Here is a 14,833-nt window from a genome sequence, read left to right as displayed (position 1 = left end):
CGGCCCCCGGGCTAGGCTGGCCGGCATGGGCGACGGCATCGGCGTTGACAAGGACGTGCGCAACGAGACGGGCGAGGACGTGGACGGCAGGGACCTGGACCACGGGAACGGGGATGGGGACGGCGCGGACGAGCGGTGGCGGCAGCACTGGGGCCGCCCCGAGGAGGCGCTGGCGCGGGCCGTCGAGGTGCTGCGCACCCCCCGGCCGCACCTGATGGACCGGCTCTCCGAGGTGGTCGCCACCCTCGTCCCGCACGTGGCGATCGCCCAGCTCAGCGGCATCTGCACCTATTCCCCCACGCTCGCCTTCGGCCCACCCGAGCTGACCGCCGCCGTCAGCGGCCTGGAGCTCGCCAAGCTGGCCGAGACGACCACCTCGGCGACGGCCGACGGCCGGGCCTGGCAGGGCGAGGCGCAGCTGGCCGGGCGGGCGAGGTCCGTCGTGGTGGTCACGGCGTCGGCGTCGGACGCCACCACCGCGGTGCTGGTGCTGGTCCGGGACGGCGGCGCCGACCCGGTGGCGGCCGGGGCGCTCGCCGTCCTCCAGCAACTGTGGGACTTGGTCACCACCCACTCGCACCACCGCGCCACCGACGCCGGCCCCACCCACGCGGTGGCCTCCCGGGCCTCCGCCAACGCCCGGGCCCGGGCGATCGCCGAGTTCACCGGCTCCCACGGCGCGGCGCTCACCGCGATCCTCGCGCCGCTGCGCTCCGCCGCGCTGGACGACGCCACCGCGCGCCGCGCCGCCACCGAACTGGCCGTGACGGCGCTGCTCGACCTTCGCCGGGGCGCCGACCTGGACCGGGCGCTCAGCGAGGAGCCCGCCGACGCCGCGTTCGCCCGGCTCGACCAGCAGTTGCGCCCGCTGCTGCGGCACACCCGGGTGCGGCTGGACGTCGCGCCGCCGGCGGAGGCAGGCCGGTCCGTGCCGGCGGACACCGCGCACGCCGCCCGGGACGCCGTCCGGGCGGCCGTCCTCGTGATGCTGGAGCAGGACGCCGTGACCAGGCTGCACGTGAGCTGGCGGTTCACCGGTGACACGCTGCGGGCGGTGGTCCGGGACGACGGCCCCGGCCTGCTGGCCACCGACGCGCTGGCCGTCCACCGCACCGCCGACCGGATCGCCGCCCTCGGCGGGCGCTGCGCCATCGAGGCCGTCCCCGGCTGGGGCACCACGGTGAGCGTCGACCTGCCGCTCGGCCTGCCCGAACAACCGCGCGCCACCGACCCGTTGGACGGCCTCCAGCCGCGCGAGCTGGAAGTGCTCGACCAACTGGCCCAGGGCCGGCGAAACCGGGACATCGCCGCGGCGCTGCACATCAGCGAGTCGACGGTGAAGTTCCACGTCGCCAACATCCTGGCCAAGCTCGGCGTCTCCTCGCGCGGCGAGGCGGCGGCCCTGGCCCACCGGGCCGGGATGCCGGGCACCCCGGCCCTGCACGTGGCGTCCTGAGGAGAACCGCGAGATGACCGAGACCACCGAGACCACCGGGCCGACCGGGCCGACCGCGCCCTGGGACCCGGCCGCCCCCGGCGTGCTGCGCCTGCCCTCCGGGCGGCTGCTGCGCGGGCGCGGCCTCAGCCGCCCGCTGCCGCCCGGCCCGCACCCCTCCTTCGGGCTCTACCTACTGGGCCGCCCGCCCAAGCCGTTCCCGTGGGAGGGCCGTTGGGTGCACTGGCCCGACTTCCGGCTCCCCGCCGACCGGGCGGACGCGGCCGACGCCTTCCGCGAGGTCTGGCGGCGGTCGGCGACCGAACGCGTCGAACTCGCCTGCGCCGGCGGCCACGGCCGCACCGGCACCGCCCTCGCCTGCGTCGCGATCCTGGACGGCGTCCCGGCCGCCGAGGCCGTCGCGTACGTCCGGGAGCACTACGACCGGCACGCGGTGGAGACGCCCTGGCAGCGCCGCTTCGTGGAGCGGTGGGCCTGAACGGCCGTCCCGGGCGGCCAGGAGCAGGAATCCCGACCCCGGCGACCCGACCGCGCCCGTGTGCGACGGGTTCGAACTGGCGTGTCCGGCGCGTCGGGGGGTGATCGCGCCACGACAGTGACCCGTTCGGGTTCCGCGCGCCCTACCGGGGGCCACGGGCCGAAGGAATGATGAGCGGACCGCACGTGATCCAGACGACTCCGCACACCTGCCCCCGGCCGGTGGACCTGCGGTGGAAGGAGCCCACGTTGTTGCTGCTCATCTCCCCGGACGGCGTCGAGGAGGCCCTCGACTGCGCGAAGGCGGCGGAGCACCTCGACATCGTCGACGTCAAGAAGCCGGACGAGGGCTCGCTCGGCGCGAACTTCCCGTGGGTGATCAGGGAGATCCGTGACGCCGTCCCGGCGGACAAGCCGTTGTCCGCCACCGTGGGGGACGTCCCGTACAAGCCCGGCACGGTGGCCCAGGCCGCGCTCGGTGCGGCCGTCTCCGGCGCCACGTACATCAAGGTCGGCCTCTACGGGTGCACGACGCCCGAACAGGCCGTCGACGTCATGCGAGGGGTCGTCCGGGCCGTGAAGGACTACCGGCCGGACGCGTTCGTCGTCGCCTCGGGCTACGCCGACGCCCACCGGATCGGCTGCGTCAACCCGCTCGCGTTGCCCGACATCGCCCGTCGCTCCGGCTCCGACGCGGCCATGCTCGACACCGCGATCAAGGACGGGACCAGGCTGTTCGACCACGTTCCGCCCGAGGTCTGCGCGGAGTTCGTCCGGCTGGCCCACGAAGCCGATCTGCTCGCCGCGCTCGCGGGCAGCGTCAAGGCGGCGGACCTCGGCACGCTGACCCGTATCGGCACGGACATCGTGGGAGTGCGCGGGGCCGTCTGCGAGGGCGGCGACCGCACCGCCGGAAGGATCCGGCCGCAGCTGGTGGCCGACTTCCGGGCGGAGATGGACCGGCACGCCCGGGACCACGCGGCCGTCGTCACCGCCGCGAGTTGACCCCCGGCAGGCCGGCGAGCCGGCCCGGCCGCCCGCCCGGGCCCGACGGCGGTCGCTTCGCCGTCGTCGACCCGGCGACGGGCAAGGCCTTCGCCGAGGCCCCCGACCAGCAGCCGGACGCGCTGGACGCCGTCGTCGGCCGGGCCCACGAGGCCTGGCGCAGCTGGCGGGCCGACCCCGCCGCCCGCGCCGCCGCGTTGCGCGCGGCAGCCGACGCCGTGGAGGCGGCCGGAGCCGACCTCGCCCCGCTGCTCACCCGGGAACAGGGCAAACCCCTGGCCGAGTCGGCCGCCGAGGTCGCCCGGACGGCGGCCCGCCTGCGCTACTTCGCCGACCTGGCCCCCGGGCCACAGCCGATCGCGGACGGCCGTCCGGTGCGCAGCGAGATCCACTGGCGGCCGCTGGGGCCGGTCGCCGCGATCGTCCCGTGGAACTTCCCGCTCCAGCTCGCGGCGGCGAAGTTCGCGCCCGCGCTCGCCGCGGGCAACACGATGGTGCTCAAGCCCTCCCCGTTCACCCCCCTCGCCACCCGGCTGCTGGGGTCCGTCCTCGCCACCGCCCTCCCCGAGGGCGTCCTGACGATCGTCACCGGCCGCGAACCCCTCGGCGCCCGGCTCGCCTCCCACCCGGGGATCCGCCACGTGACCTTCACCGGCTCGGTCCCCACCGGACGGGCCGTCGCGGCGGGCGCGGCCGTCTCGCTCGCCCGGGTCACCCTGGAGCTGGGCGGCAACGACGCCGCCGTCCTGCTGGACGACGTGGACGTGGACCGGATCGCGGACCGGCTGTTCTGGGCGGCGTTCCGCAACTGCGGGCAGGTCTGCATGGCGGTCAAGCGCGTCTACGCCCCGGCCCGGCTCCACTCCCACGTGGTCGAGGCCCTCGCGGAGCGGGCGAAGAGCGTCGTCGTCGGCGCCGGACTCGACCCGGGCACCCAGCTGGGGCCGGTCAACAACGCCCCCCAGCTGGCCAGGGTCGAGCGCTACACGGCCCGGGCCCTGGCGGACGGCGCCCGGGCCGCGGCCGGTGGCCACCGGCTGGACCGGCCGGGCTACTTCTTCGCCCCGACGGTGCTGGCCGACGTCCCCTCCGACAGTCCGGTGGTGACGGAGGAGCAGTTCGGCCCGGTCCTGCCGGTGCTGCCGTACCGGAGCGTCGACGAGGCCGTCGAGGCGGCCAACGACACCGGATTCGGGCTGGGCGGCTCGGTGTGGGGGACGGACCTCGACCGGGCCGAGGTGGTGGCCGACCGGCTGGAGTGCGGGACGGCGTGGATCAACCACCACGCCGAGCTGTCCCTCGCCCAGCCCTTCGCGGGCATCAAGGACAGCGGTGTCGGCGTCGCGGGCGGGCCGTGGGGGCTCTACGGGAACCTCAGGCCGTTCGTCGTGCACCGGCCTGAGGAGGCTTGACGATCCGGAGGAGGCGTGACGATGAGGTTCGACGCGGCGGTACTGCGCTCGTACGAGGGCGGGTTCGTCGTCGAGGAGGTGGTCCTGAACGGGGGGCCGGCCGACGGCGAGGTGCTGGTGCGGATCGCGGGTTGCGGGATGTGCCGCACCGACCTCGCGGTCCGGCGTTCGGCGGGCCGCTCGCCGTTGCCTGCGGTGCTCGGGCACGAGGGGGCCGGGGTCGTGGTGGAGACCGGCGGCCCGGGCACCGGGCTGAGCGTCGGCGACCACGTCGTGCTGAGCTTCGACTCGTGCGGACACTGCCGGAACTGCCTGGGTGCGGCCCCCGCCTACTGCGACTCCTTCGCCGCGCTCAACCTCTTCGGCGGGCGCGAGGAGGAGGCGGCGCGGTTCACCGACGCGGCCGGGGGCGAGCTGGCCCCCCGGTGGTTCGGCCAGTCCTCGTTCGGCGAGTACGCGATGGTTCCGGCGCGCAACGCCGTCCGGGTCGACCGCTCGCTGCCCGTCGACCTGCTCGGGCCCCTCGGCTGCGGCTTCCTGACCGGTGCCGGGGCGGTGTTCAACTCCTTCGGCGCCGGCCCCGGCGACACCGTCCTGGTCCTCGGCGCGGGGGCGGTTGGCCTCGCCGCGGTGATGGCGGCCACGGCCGCCGGGGCGGTGGCCGTGGCCGTCGACCGCTACACCGAACGGCTGAACCTCGCCGAGCGGTTCGGCGCGATCCCGCTGCGCGCCGGACCGGCCGACCACGCCTCCGGGCCCGACCTGGCCTCCCGGCCCGGCCTTGTCCCCCGGCCCGGCCTGGCCGAGCGGATCCAGCGGCTGACCGACGGTGGCGCCCAGTACGCGCTGGACACCACGGCCTCCGGCCCGCTGATCAACGAGGCGCTCCGGGCCCTGCGCCCGACCGGCCACCTCGGGCTGGTGGCCCGGCTCCGCACCGCGCTGTCGCTCGATCCGGGGACACTGGACCGGGGCCGGCGGATCTCGCACATCTGCGAGGGGGACGCGGTGCCGGCGCTGCTGATCCCCCGGCTGACCCGGCTGTGGCAGGCCGGGCGGTTCCCCTTCGACCAGCTGATCCGCCGGTACCCGCTCGCCGCCATCAACGAGGCCGAACGCGACTGCGACGCGGGCCGGGTGGTCAAACCCGTCCTGGTCCCGGAGCGGAGCGCCCGCTGAGCGAGGCGCTCCGCCCTCCTGCACCTACACCCGGGGCTTGTGCGCGAACACCCAGCGGTTGCCCTCCAGCGCGTCGTTCGGCTCGGGCAGGGGACCGCGACCGTGCTGGTGGGTGAAGTCGAAGGGGGTGTGGACCGAGGTGATCCAGCCCTTGCCGGCCAGGGCGCCCGCGGAGTCGGGCCGCGGCTCTCCGTCGAACAGATCGAGCAGGTCGATGCCGATCTGGTGTTTCGTCGAGGTGTAGAGCGGGCTCTCGCGGTACTCCAACAGGCTCTTCTCCAGCTTGACCTCGTACGCCATGGCACTGCCGCCCGCACTCAACCGGTCGACCGTGTCGATGAGTTGCGCCTCGACACCGTTGGGCAGGTAGAAGAGCAACCCCTCCGCCAGCCAGACGCTCGGTACGGCCGCGTCGAAGCCGGCCTCGGTCAGCGCTCCGGCCCAGTCGGCGCACAGGTCGGCGACGACCGGTACGCGCGCCGCCTTCGGGGAGGCCGACAGCCCTCCGAGCACCCCGTGCTTGAAGGCCAGTACGCCCTCCCGGTCGACCTCGAAGACCGTGCAGCCGGGAGGCCAGTCGAGCCGGAACGCCCGCGTGTCCAACCCGGCGCCGAGCAGGACCACTTGGCGGGCGCCCGCGTGCACCGACCGGAGCAGGAAGTCGTCGAGGACCCTCGTCCGCAGGCCGAAGTAGCGCGCGAACCGCCCCCACAGCGGGTTCGCGTCCCCGTCCGGCACCTGGTGCATCCGGACCGGCCAGCCCGCGGACGCCGGCGCGGCGAGCACGAAGTGCTCCGCGTAGACGTCCTGCGCCAGGGTGTCGTGCCGGTGGGTCTCGATCGCGCGCGCCGCGGCGACCAGGAGAGCCGTCAGACCGACACCGCCCTCCACCCCCTCCACACCGGTGCTCCGGTGCGCCGTACCGACCATGTGTCCTCCCCTTGAAGCGAGTTGAGAACGCGAACAGCGAGGAATGCGACTGCCTCCTCACTATCCAGCCGGCCCTCGCCCGTCCGGGAGCGGTCCCACCGGATCCACCCGACCGGGTGAATCCCGCCGCCGCGGCGCCCGGACGCCCCCCGGGTGTGCTGCTCACCGACCGCGCCGGGCCTGTTCGCGCACGTGCTCGGGGTACCAACGGGTGATCCGGAACGCCAGCACCAGCAGGATCACCGGGATGACCCAGGTCAGCCAGTCCTTCGCCGAGCCGACGTGCAGGGCCGCCAGCCCCAGGAGCGCGGTGATCAGGAAGACCGCGCCCCAGAGCGCGGTCAGCAACCGGTTGGTGCGCTGGAACCGCGGCGTACCCCAGACCTCCGGCGGCGTGGACTCCCGGGCGTACTGCTCGGTGAACGGTGTGAACGCCAGCGACCCCAGGGCCACCACCGCGAGCACGCCGCTGGACAGCACCTGCGCGTAGGTCTCCAGCCAGATCAGGCTGTGCCGGTCGAGCGCCAGGCCCAGCACGCAGAGCACGGCGAAGAAGGCCACGCCGACGATGCTGAGCACCTTGAGCGCATGGTGGCGCGCGTCCGGTACGGCGAGGACGAGCGCGGCGACCAGCGCCGTCAGGGCCGCCAGTTTCCAGGTGCTCGGCCCGGCGATGACGTCGAACACGATCCACGGCACGAACGAGAGGAAGACCGAGCCGGATCGCAGACCGCCCCGGCTCTGGCGTCCCGGCCCCGGACCGGGGGCGGGGACGGGGGCGGGATCGACTGCCGCGCCGGATGCCGGGCCGCCGGATGCGGGGTCGGGTGGGGAAGGTCCGAACGTGGGTCGGTGCATGAGAGCCTCCGGTTCCATGCTGCGACCAGGCCGGTCCGGCTGCATCCGGGGCCGCCCTCGCCCCCTCGCCCCCTCGCGCCCCCTCCCCGAGGCGCCGGGGCGCTTCGGGGAGGTACGGGGAGGTGCGGAGCGGGGTCAGGTCTTGCGCAGGGCCGGAGCCGGGGCGCCGATGAGGAGCCGGCGGACGGCGTCCCAGGCGGTGCGCTGGGCGGCGGCGCAGGCGCGGGTGTCGGAGCCGAGCAGGCGGAGCCAGGCGCCGCTGTCGTGCGGGAGGACGCTGACGCCGTGGAGCAGGCCGCTGCCGGCCAGGGCCTCGTGCAGGGTGTCGGCGACCTGCGCGGCGGGGGCGAGCGGCGTGACGACGTAGAGGCTGGCCATGACGTCGTGGCCGGCCAGGACCGCCGGGCCGGTCACGCCGGCCTCCGGGGGCTCCAGCCGGACGGTGTCGAGGGCGATCAACTGGCCGTCGGGGCGCCGCACTTCAAGGTCGGAGGCGAACACCTGGTAGGCGTTGCGCTCTCCCCGGGCGAGGCGGCCGGCGAGGACGGTCTCGCCGGCCAGCACGGTGGCGGTGGGGTCGACGGTGAGGACGGTGCGCTGGTAGAGCCGGGAATCGACGAAGGGGATGACGGGCTCGGGCAGGTACTCGACGTAGGCGCGGGGGCCCGCGTCCAGGTTGACCAGTTGCGTCGCGTAGTCGAACTCCATCCGGTAGACCTTGGTGGCCGCCTGGGTGGTGAGGTGGGTCGCGGTGTCGGCGCCGCAGCGCAGGTCGGTGCGGAGCCGGTCGGCCTGGAGGATGCCGCCGCCGGTGGACATCAGGAAGGTGACGGCGAGGTCCGGGCGGGCCGGGTCGAAGTAGAGCGGGCGCATGATCTGCAGCGGCGACTTCTGGTAGTGGCCGGTGAGTTCGGTGCGTTCGCCGATCCGTTCGAAGGCCAGCTCCAGCAGGCCGACCTTGCCGGGGCGCCCGACACCCAGGGTGTCGGGCGTCCCGGCGTACCGGCGGACGGCGGACGGGACGCGGGCCGGCTCGTAGTGCCGCGGATCGAGCCGGGGCACGGCGGCCTCCCCCGCAGCCGCTTCCCCCGCGGCCACCGTGACGGTCATGCCGGGACCTTGCGGAAGGTCTCCAGGAAGGTGGCGATCTCGTCCAGCCCGTGCCCGGTGAGGCAGTTGGTGAGCACGACCGGCCCGCCCTCGCGGACGCGGTGGGCGTCGGACTCCATGATGCCGAGGTCCGCACGGACGTACTGGGCGATGTCGATCTTGTTGATGACCAGCAGGTCGGACTCGGTGATGCCCGGACCGCGCTTGCGGGGCATCTTCTCGCCCTCGGCGGTGTCCAGGACGAAGAGGAAGAGGTCGACCAGGACGGGGCTGAAGGTCAGCGTGAGGTTGTCGCCACCGGACTCGAACAGCAGGGTGTCGACGTCGGGGAAGCGCTCCAGCATCTCGGCGCCGGCCGCGAGGTTCATCGTCGGGTCGTCCCGGACAGCGGTGTGCGGGCAGGCGCCGGTCTCGACGCCGACGACCCGCTCGGGGTCGAGGACGCCGGCCAGGGTGCGACGCACGTGCTGCGCGTCCTCCTGGGTGTAGATGTCGTTGGTGATGACCGCCGGGCGGTGGCCGTTGGCGATCAGCACCGGGACGAGGGCCTCGATGAGCGCCGTCTTGCCGGAGCCGACCGGCCCGCCGATGCCCACGCGGAGCACGTTCTCGGTCATTGCTGTCTCCTTCTGATGCGGTGTGACGTTGGTTCTGCGTCCGGGAGGAACGGGAGCTGCGACACTCCGGCGCCCGCCCGCACCTCCCGGACGCGGTTCAGCTGGCGAACAGCCGGGCCTCGGCCCGTTCGTGCCGCCCGGACATCGCGTCCGCGACCGGCACGCACCCGCCCAGGTCTTCCAACTCCCGGGCGAGGGCGGCCCGTACGGTCTCCTCGATCACCGGCGCCGCGGCCCGCAGCACCACCTGCGCCTTGCGGTGGTCGGTCAGCCGCAACCGCAGGGCGGCGCCGACGAAGCTGGTGCAGAAGGCGAACAGGTCGCTGGCGACGGCCTGGTCGACGGGCACGGCGGCAGAGGCGTAGGCGACTCCGGCGGCCACCGGCTGGGAGCCGGGGGCCTGCTTGGCGGCGACCAGTTCGGCGTACCGGTCCAGCGGTTCGCCGCCGATCGACTCCCGGGCGATGTCGAGGAGTTGGCGCCCGGTCCGGGTGGATGCCAGGCGCAGCTCGCGGTTGAGTTTGGTGGCGTGCAGCCGCTGGTCCACGTCGACCAGCAGGCCCCAGTCGCCGGCCCGGGCGGCGCCGTGGGCGAGGGCGAGCGCGGTGGCGTCGCCGGGGCCGACCGAGTGGCGCAGCAGGTCGGTGAGCAGGTCGGGCATGGTGTCCGGGGTGACGGCCTTGGCCTGCGCGTAGCCCTCCAGGCCGTGCGAGAGGGTGTAGAAGCCGCTGGGGAAGGCGGAGTCGGTCAGCTGGAGGCTGACCAGCAGGGTGTCCAGGCCTCCCCCGAGCCCGGGAGAGCCAGGCCCCGAAGAACCGGGCCCCGAAGTACCGGGCCCCGAAGTACCGAGCCCTGGAGAGCCGCTCACGCGAGGTAGAACAGGTGGTTGAGCGGGAGTTCGCGGGCGGGCTCGATGGTGGCCGGCTCGCCGTCCAGGGTGACCTTGTAGGTCTCCGGGTCGACGGCGATCTTCGGCAGCGCGTCGTTGCGGACCATGTGCTGCTTGCCGACCGAGCGGCAGCGCCGCACGGGCAGGACCCGGCTGTCCAGCCCGAGTCGGGCCGGGACGCCGAGGTCGATGGCGGCCTGCGACATGAAGGAGACCCGGGTGGCCTGCTTGGCCCGGCCGAGCGCGCCGTACATCGGGCGGTAGTAGACCGGCTGCGGGGTGGGCAGCGAGGCGTTCGGGTCGCCCATCAGCGCCCAGTTGATGACGCCGCCCTTGATGACCATCTTGGGCTTGGCGCCGAAGGAGTTGATCGGCCAGAGCACGATGTCGGCGAGCTTGCCGCTCTCCAGCGAGCCGATGTGGTCGGCGGTGCCGGAGGCGATGGCCGGGTTGATGGTGAGCTTGGCGAGGTAGCGCAGGACGCGGAAGTTGTCGTTGCGCTCGCTGTCGCCGTCGAGCTTGCCGCGCTGGTCCTTGCAGTGGTGGGCGGTCTGGAAGGCGCGGGTGAAGGACTCCCCGATCCGACCCATCGCCTGCGAGTCCGAGGAGAAGATCGAGATGACGCCCTCGTCGTGCAGGACGGTCTCGGCGGCGATCGTCTCGGCGCGGACCCGGGAGTCGGCGAAGGAGACGTCCTCGGGGATGTCGTGGCTGAGGTGGTGGCAGACCATCACCATGTCCAGCAGCTCGTCGACCGAGTTGACGGTGTAGGGCAGCGTGGGGTTGGTGGAGGACGGCAGGACGTTGGGCTCGCCGGCGATCCGCATGATGTCGGGGGCGTGGCCGCCGCCCGCGCCCTCGGTGTGGAAGGTGTGGATGGTGCGGCCGTCGATGGCGGAGAGGGTGTCCTCGAAGAAGCCGCCCTCGTTGAGGGTGTCCGTGTGGATGGCCACCTGGACGTCGTACTCGTCGGCGACGCCGAGCGCGCTGTCGATGGCGGCGGGGGTGCTGCCCCAGTCCTCGTGCACCTTGAGGCCGCAGACGCCGGCCTCGACCTGCTCGCGCAGGGCGCCGGGCAGCGAGCCGTTGCCCTTGCCGAGGAGTCCGACGTTGACCGGGAGGTCCTCGACCGCCTGGTACATCCGGTGGATGTTCCACGGGCCGGGGGTGCAGGTGGTGCCGTTGGTGCCGTCGGAGGGGCCGGTGCCGCCGCCGATGAGGGTGGTGATGCCGTTGCTCAGCGCCTCCTGAACCTGCTGCGGGGCGATGAAGTGGATGTGGGTGTCGATGCCGCCGGCGGTGGCGATCAGGTGCTCGCCGGAGATCACCTCGGTGCCGGGGCCGATGACCAGCTGGGGGTGCACGCCGCTCTGGGTGTGCGGGTTGCCGGCCTTGCCGACGGCGGTGATGAAGCCGTCCTTGACGCCGATGTCGCCCTTGACCACGCCGAGGACGGCGTCCATCACGACGACGTTGGTGATCACCAGGTCCAGCGCGCCCTGGGCGGAGGTGGCGGCCGGGTCCTGGGCCATGCCGTCGCGGATGCCCTTGCCGCCGCCGTAGACGGCCTCGTCGCCGTAGTGGCCCTGGTTGAAGTCCTTCTCGATCTCGACGACGAGGTTGGTGTCGGCGAGGTGGAAGCGGTCACCGACCGTGGGCCCGAAGAGATCGGTGTACTGCTTGCGGGACAGCGTGGCCATCAGCGGTCGCCTTCCTTGTGGTCGAGGTTGGTGCCCTTGAACCCGAGGGCGATCGCCCGGTCGATCGCCCGGGCGCGGGTGTCGGCCGACCTGATGCCGCCGTCGACGAGGTTGCTGAAGCCGATCAGGCGGCCGTGGCCGCCGAACTCGGCGAGCGTGACGTCCTTGGTGTCGCCCGGCTCGAAGCGGACGGCGGTGCCGGCCGGGATGTCCAGGTGCTTGCCGTAGGCGGCGTTGCGGTCGAAGTCGAGGGCGCGGTTGACCTCGAAGAAGTGGTAGTGCGAGCCGACCTGGATCGCCCGGTCGCCGGTGTTGCTGACCGTGATGGTGACCTGGGCGCGACCGGCGTTGATCTCCACCGGGTCGTCGCCGTACAGGTACGTGGCGCCACCAGACATGGCGGGCCCTTCCTCTCTGTCGGTTCAGTGATGTGTGTGGCCGTGGGTGTGTCCATCGGTGGCACCGTGGCCGTGGCCGTGCGAGTGGTCCCCGCCGGGGCCGTGGCTGTGGGCGTAGCCGTGCCCGTGCTCGGCGTCGAGGCCGGCCAGGATGCCGTCCTCGCCGTGGCCGAGCAGGTGCAGGGCCGCCGCGGTGCGGGCCGCGACGACGCCGGCGATCGCGGACGGCCGCAGCAGCGGCCCGCCGTCCCGCACCCCGGGCAGTTCGGTGCGCAGCGCCGGTCCGAACGAGGCCGGTACGGCCGTCACTTCGCGGGCGCCGAGCAGCCGGCAGCGTTCGACGCCCTCGGCGAGGTCGGGGTCGCCGCCCGCGAGGGCCACCTCGACCCAGCGGTGGTGGCCGTACTGGCGGACCAGCCGGGCGATCCGGAACAGGTCCGCGTCCTCGAACGGGCCGGCCGCCGGGGCGGTGACCAGCACGGCGCCGTCGGGCCCGGGGGCGGCGGAGGCCGCGGCCCGCAGCCAGCCGACGAGGTGGTCCTTGCCGCCGAACGCCCCGGTCAGGGCGAGTCGTCCGCGCCCCTCCCCTGCTGCCAGCCAGCGCAGCGCCCGGGCGGTGTCGGCCACCAGCTTCGGGTCGCGGCCCAGCGTCATCGGGACGACGCACACCGGGCCGTCGGTGGCGGCCAGCGCCGAGCGGACGGCCTCGCCGAGCGCCCGGCCGGCGGCGGCCGCGGCGTGGACGGCGGGCTCGCGCTCCACCAGGGCGGCCAGGTCCCGGCCGCCGTCGCTCTCGTGCCCGCCGGCCAGCACCACCGTGGCGGCGGACGGCGGGGCCGAGGTCGGCGCCGGCGTCGGACCGGTCGCCGCTTCCGCCTGACGTACGGTCATGGCTCAGGCACCCACCGGGTCGTGGCAGGAGACCAGCTTGGTGCCGTCCAGGAACGCGGCCTCGACCTGGAGCAGCGGCAGCATCTCGCGGACGCCGGGCATGACGTCCTCGCCGCTGACGACCTGCTTGCCGATCTCCATGCACTCGGCGACGGTGCGCCCGTCCCGGGCGCCCTCCATGATCGCCTCGCTGATCAGCGCGCAGGCCTCGCTGTAGTTCAGTTTCACACCGCGGTCGCGGCGTTTGCGGGCCAGATCGGCCACAACGTAGATGTACAGCTTGTCCATCTCACGCGGGGCGAGATTCACGGGAATCACTCTTCCTTTCCGAGGGAACTCCGCAGGAACTCCGAATGAACACGCCTGTCACGAGCGGGAATTCGGACTACCGAAACCCGGTCAGACCCTGCGCAGCCGGGGAATGGCCGGCACCGCCGCCAGGAACAGCATGGTGGTCAGGACGAACGGCCAGGTGAAGGCGTGGCCGCCGAACGGCACGGTGGCGGCGGCCAGCGCCGGGGTCAGGACGGTGGCGGCGGCCGCGCCGAGGACGGCGTAGGCCGCGCTCCACCCGCCGGGGGCGACGAACACGCCGCACAGCGCCATCGCGACGAGCACCCCGCTGTACCCGAGCAGCCCCTGGCCGACGGCGTCGGCGGGCGCGCCGAGCGTCCAGGCGGTGAGCAGCCCGGTCGCACTGCCCGCGCAGGCCAGCAGGCCGGCCGGGCGGCTGGCCGCGAAGATGCCTGCCAGGAACAGCAGGCCGACGTACCACTGGGGCATGAAGAAGATCTGGCCGATGTTGGCGAAGAACCCGTGCCACAGCTGGTCCCAGGTCAGCCCGGTCGGGCCGGCGGCCGGCCCGGCCAGGGCGGTCGGGGCGCCGGTGCCGTGCCACAGGTGGCGGAAGCCGGGCGCCGCGGCCGTCGTCGCGGTGGCGACCAGGCAGAACGGCGCGGTGAGCGCGGGCAGTTTCCAGGTGTCGAGCACCGCGCCGAGGCCCGCGGTGACCACCACGGCGACGACGGCGCCGAGGACGGCCGCCGCGACGGTGGCGGGGTGGTCGGGGCCGAGGAACACCGCGCACCCCAGCGCCACGAGGCAGCCGTTGTAACCGTGCAGCCCGGCCTCGACGGCGTCGCGCGCCAACCGCAGGCCGTACGCGACGGCAGTGCCGACGGCGCTGCCGAGCAGGCCGTAGACGCCGTAGCGCCAGCCGGCCGCGAAGAGTGCGGCCACGAAGAACAGGCCGCAGACGGCGGACGGCATGAAGTCCACCTGCGCGACGCCGCGCAGGACTTCGACGGCTAACTTGAGGGATATCGGGCGGGCGGCCTCCGAGGCCCCCGGCTCACCCTTTTTCTGACCCATACTTCGCACCAATTCCCGGTACGTCTTTCCACGGCATGGCGAATAGTCCCGCAAGGCTGCTCGACTTTACTCGCGAGCACGCCCGGCGATTCCTCCGGAACCGTACTCCTGCGGAATGCCGGTCGGCGCGGACACGACCGGTTACACCCGTATGGCGAAGGGTGATCATCAGGCCTCTGAGCTGCAACAATATGTTGATTGCGCAGGTCAGCGACCCCCCTGCAGAGAGCCATTCTTTGCGAAGTTTTACTTGCGGCAGACGAAAATGAGAAGGTGGTCATGTCAAGGAATTCGACACGAAGCCGCCCCGGTCAGGCAATTCGGACATCCGGCGCCACGAAAAGGCGGCGCAGCACTGCGGGAATGTGGCGGAAATGTGTATGCGCCGCGTCGGAAAGCAGGGGCCGCCGGACGTGAGCCTGTGCGTACGAGCCGGCCTCCGGGCCCCGACCGCGCGGGAGCGGGCCGCGGGGGGGAGGGGGGGGGGGGGGGGGTGGGGGTGAGCGGTGGGTGGGTGTGGGGGTGTGGGTGGGGGGGGGT

15 protein-coding genes are annotated in these 14,833 nt (G+C 73.7%); 5 read left to right on the top strand and 10 right to left on the bottom strand.

Annotation, left to right across the window (positions count from 1 at the left end):
* The first annotated feature begins 25 nt into the window (after positions 1-25).
* The 5 genes from AC07AL_RS19555 (at position 26) to AC07AL_RS19535 (ending at position 5,529) form a co-directional block, all read left to right on the top strand.
* Complete coding sequence (locus AC07AL_RS19555; protein ID WP_363579587.1) at positions 26-1,456, top strand: helix-turn-helix transcriptional regulator; 1,431 nt, start codon at positions 26-28, stop codon at positions 1,454-1,456.
* 13 nt (positions 1,457-1,469) lie between these two features.
* Positions 1,470-1,934: a protein-tyrosine phosphatase family protein gene (locus tag AC07AL_RS19550; protein ID WP_363579588.1), complete on the top strand. Its 465-nt coding sequence runs from the start codon at positions 1,470-1,472 to the stop codon at positions 1,932-1,934.
* A 248-nt stretch (positions 1,935-2,182) separates the two neighbouring features.
* The gene (locus AC07AL_RS19545; protein ID WP_363579672.1) at positions 2,183-2,938 is read left to right on the top strand and encodes a (5-formylfuran-3-yl)methyl phosphate synthase; all 756 of its coding nucleotides are present in this window, start codon (positions 2,183-2,185) and stop codon (positions 2,936-2,938) included.
* Positions 2,935-4,350: an aldehyde dehydrogenase family protein gene (locus AC07AL_RS19540; protein WP_363579589.1), complete on the top strand. Its 1,416-nt coding sequence runs from the start codon at positions 2,935-2,937 to the stop codon at positions 4,348-4,350. The genes AC07AL_RS19545 and AC07AL_RS19540 overlap by 4 nt, the downstream gene beginning before the upstream one ends.
* A 21-nt stretch (positions 4,351-4,371) precedes the next feature.
* Complete coding sequence (locus tag AC07AL_RS19535) at positions 4,372-5,529, top strand: NAD(P)-dependent alcohol dehydrogenase (RefSeq protein ID WP_363627607.1); 1,158 nt, start codon at positions 4,372-4,374, stop codon at positions 5,527-5,529.
* A 24-nt stretch (positions 5,530-5,553) separates the two neighbouring features.
* Here AC07AL_RS19535 and AC07AL_RS19530 read toward each other — a convergent pair whose 3' ends face one another.
* The 10 genes from AC07AL_RS19530 to AC07AL_RS19485 all read right to left on the bottom strand — a co-directional run bounded on the left by AC07AL_RS19530 (position 5,554) and on the right by AC07AL_RS19485 (position 14,293).
* Positions 5,554-6,459, bottom strand: coding sequence for a class I SAM-dependent methyltransferase (locus tag AC07AL_RS19530; protein ID WP_363627608.1), 906 nt, complete (start codon positions 6,457-6,459; stop codon positions 5,554-5,556).
* A gap of 162 nt (positions 6,460-6,621) precedes the next feature.
* Positions 6,622-7,158 (bottom strand): DUF3159 domain-containing protein, encoded by a 537-nt coding sequence (locus AC07AL_RS19525; RefSeq protein WP_363579592.1) that lies wholly within the window; start codon positions 7,156-7,158, stop codon positions 6,622-6,624.
* 294 nt (positions 7,159-7,452) lie between these two features.
* Positions 7,453-8,427 (bottom strand): urease accessory protein UreD, encoded by a 975-nt coding sequence (locus AC07AL_RS19520; protein WP_478317833.1) that lies wholly within the window; start codon positions 8,425-8,427, stop codon positions 7,453-7,455.
* Entirely contained in the window at positions 8,424-9,044 is a 621-nt protein-coding gene (gene ureG / locus AC07AL_RS19515) for an urease accessory protein UreG (RefSeq protein ID WP_063349828.1), read from the bottom strand. Before ureG ends, AC07AL_RS19520 begins: the two co-directional genes overlap by 4 nt.
* Before the next feature lie 97 nt (positions 9,045-9,141).
* Positions 9,142-9,912 (bottom strand): urease accessory protein UreF, encoded by a 771-nt coding sequence (locus AC07AL_RS19510; RefSeq protein ID WP_400804661.1) that lies wholly within the window; start codon positions 9,910-9,912, stop codon positions 9,142-9,144.
* On the bottom strand, positions 9,909-11,633 hold the full coding sequence (gene ureC / locus AC07AL_RS19505) for an urease subunit alpha (protein ID WP_363627609.1): 1,725 nt from the start codon (positions 11,631-11,633) through the stop codon (positions 9,909-9,911). The genes AC07AL_RS19510 and ureC overlap by 4 nt, the downstream gene beginning before the upstream one ends.
* The gene (locus AC07AL_RS19500; RefSeq protein ID WP_350887002.1) at positions 11,633-12,031 is read right to left on the bottom strand and encodes an urease subunit beta; all 399 of its coding nucleotides are present in this window, start codon (positions 12,029-12,031) and stop codon (positions 11,633-11,635) included. The genes ureC and AC07AL_RS19500 overlap by 1 nt, the downstream gene beginning before the upstream one ends.
* Positions 12,032-12,055: 24 nt before the next feature.
* Positions 12,056-12,922, bottom strand: a complete 867-nt coding sequence (locus AC07AL_RS19495; RefSeq protein WP_478317832.1) for a sirohydrochlorin chelatase — start codon at positions 12,920-12,922, stop codon at positions 12,056-12,058.
* Positions 12,923-12,925: 3 nt separating this feature from the next.
* Complete coding sequence (locus tag AC07AL_RS19490; RefSeq protein ID WP_063349823.1) at positions 12,926-13,231, bottom strand: urease subunit gamma; 306 nt, start codon at positions 13,229-13,231, stop codon at positions 12,926-12,928.
* Between the two features lie 90 nt (positions 13,232-13,321).
* Complete coding sequence (locus AC07AL_RS19485; RefSeq protein WP_363579595.1) at positions 13,322-14,293, bottom strand: urea transporter; 972 nt, start codon at positions 14,291-14,293, stop codon at positions 13,322-13,324.
* Positions 14,294-14,833: the final 540 nt, after the last annotated feature.

The sequence above is a fragment of the Kitasatospora sp. NPDC043949 genome (assembly GCF_056435365.1).
The sequence above is the reverse complement of the archived record's forward strand: the minus strand, read 5'-3'. Positions and strand labels throughout refer to the sequence as shown.

Coding starts and splice junctions, on each gene's coding strand:
- ureC (WP_363627609.1), bottom strand. CDS start 11,633: ATGGCCACGCTGTCCCGCAAGCAGTACACCGATCTCTTCGGGCCCACG.
- AC07AL_RS19485 (WP_363579595.1), bottom strand. CDS start 14,293: ATGGGTCAGAAAAAGGGTGAGCCGGGGGCCTCGGAGGCCGCCCGCCCG.
- AC07AL_RS19500 (WP_350887002.1), bottom strand. CDS start 12,031: ATGTCTGGTGGCGCCACGTACCTGTACGGCGACGACCCGGTGGAGATC.
- ureG (WP_063349828.1), bottom strand. CDS start 9,044: ATGACCGAGAACGTGCTCCGCGTGGGCATCGGCGGGCCGGTCGGCTCC.
- AC07AL_RS19555 (WP_363579587.1), top strand. CDS start 26: ATGGGCGACGGCATCGGCGTTGACAAGGACGTGCGCAACGAGACGGGC.
- AC07AL_RS19495 (WP_478317832.1), bottom strand. CDS start 12,922: ATGACCGTACGTCAGGCGGAAGCGGCGACCGGTCCGACGCCGGCGCCG.
- AC07AL_RS19535 (WP_363627607.1), top strand. CDS start 4,372: ATGAGGTTCGACGCGGCGGTACTGCGCTCGTACGAGGGCGGGTTCGTC.
- AC07AL_RS19530 (WP_363627608.1), bottom strand. CDS start 6,459: ATGGTCGGTACGGCGCACCGGAGCACCGGTGTGGAGGGGGTGGAGGGC.
- AC07AL_RS19550 (WP_363579588.1), top strand. CDS start 1,470: ATGACCGAGACCACCGAGACCACCGGGCCGACCGGGCCGACCGCGCCC.
- AC07AL_RS19520 (WP_478317833.1), bottom strand. CDS start 8,427: ATGACCGTCACGGTGGCCGCGGGGGAAGCGGCTGCGGGGGAGGCCGCC.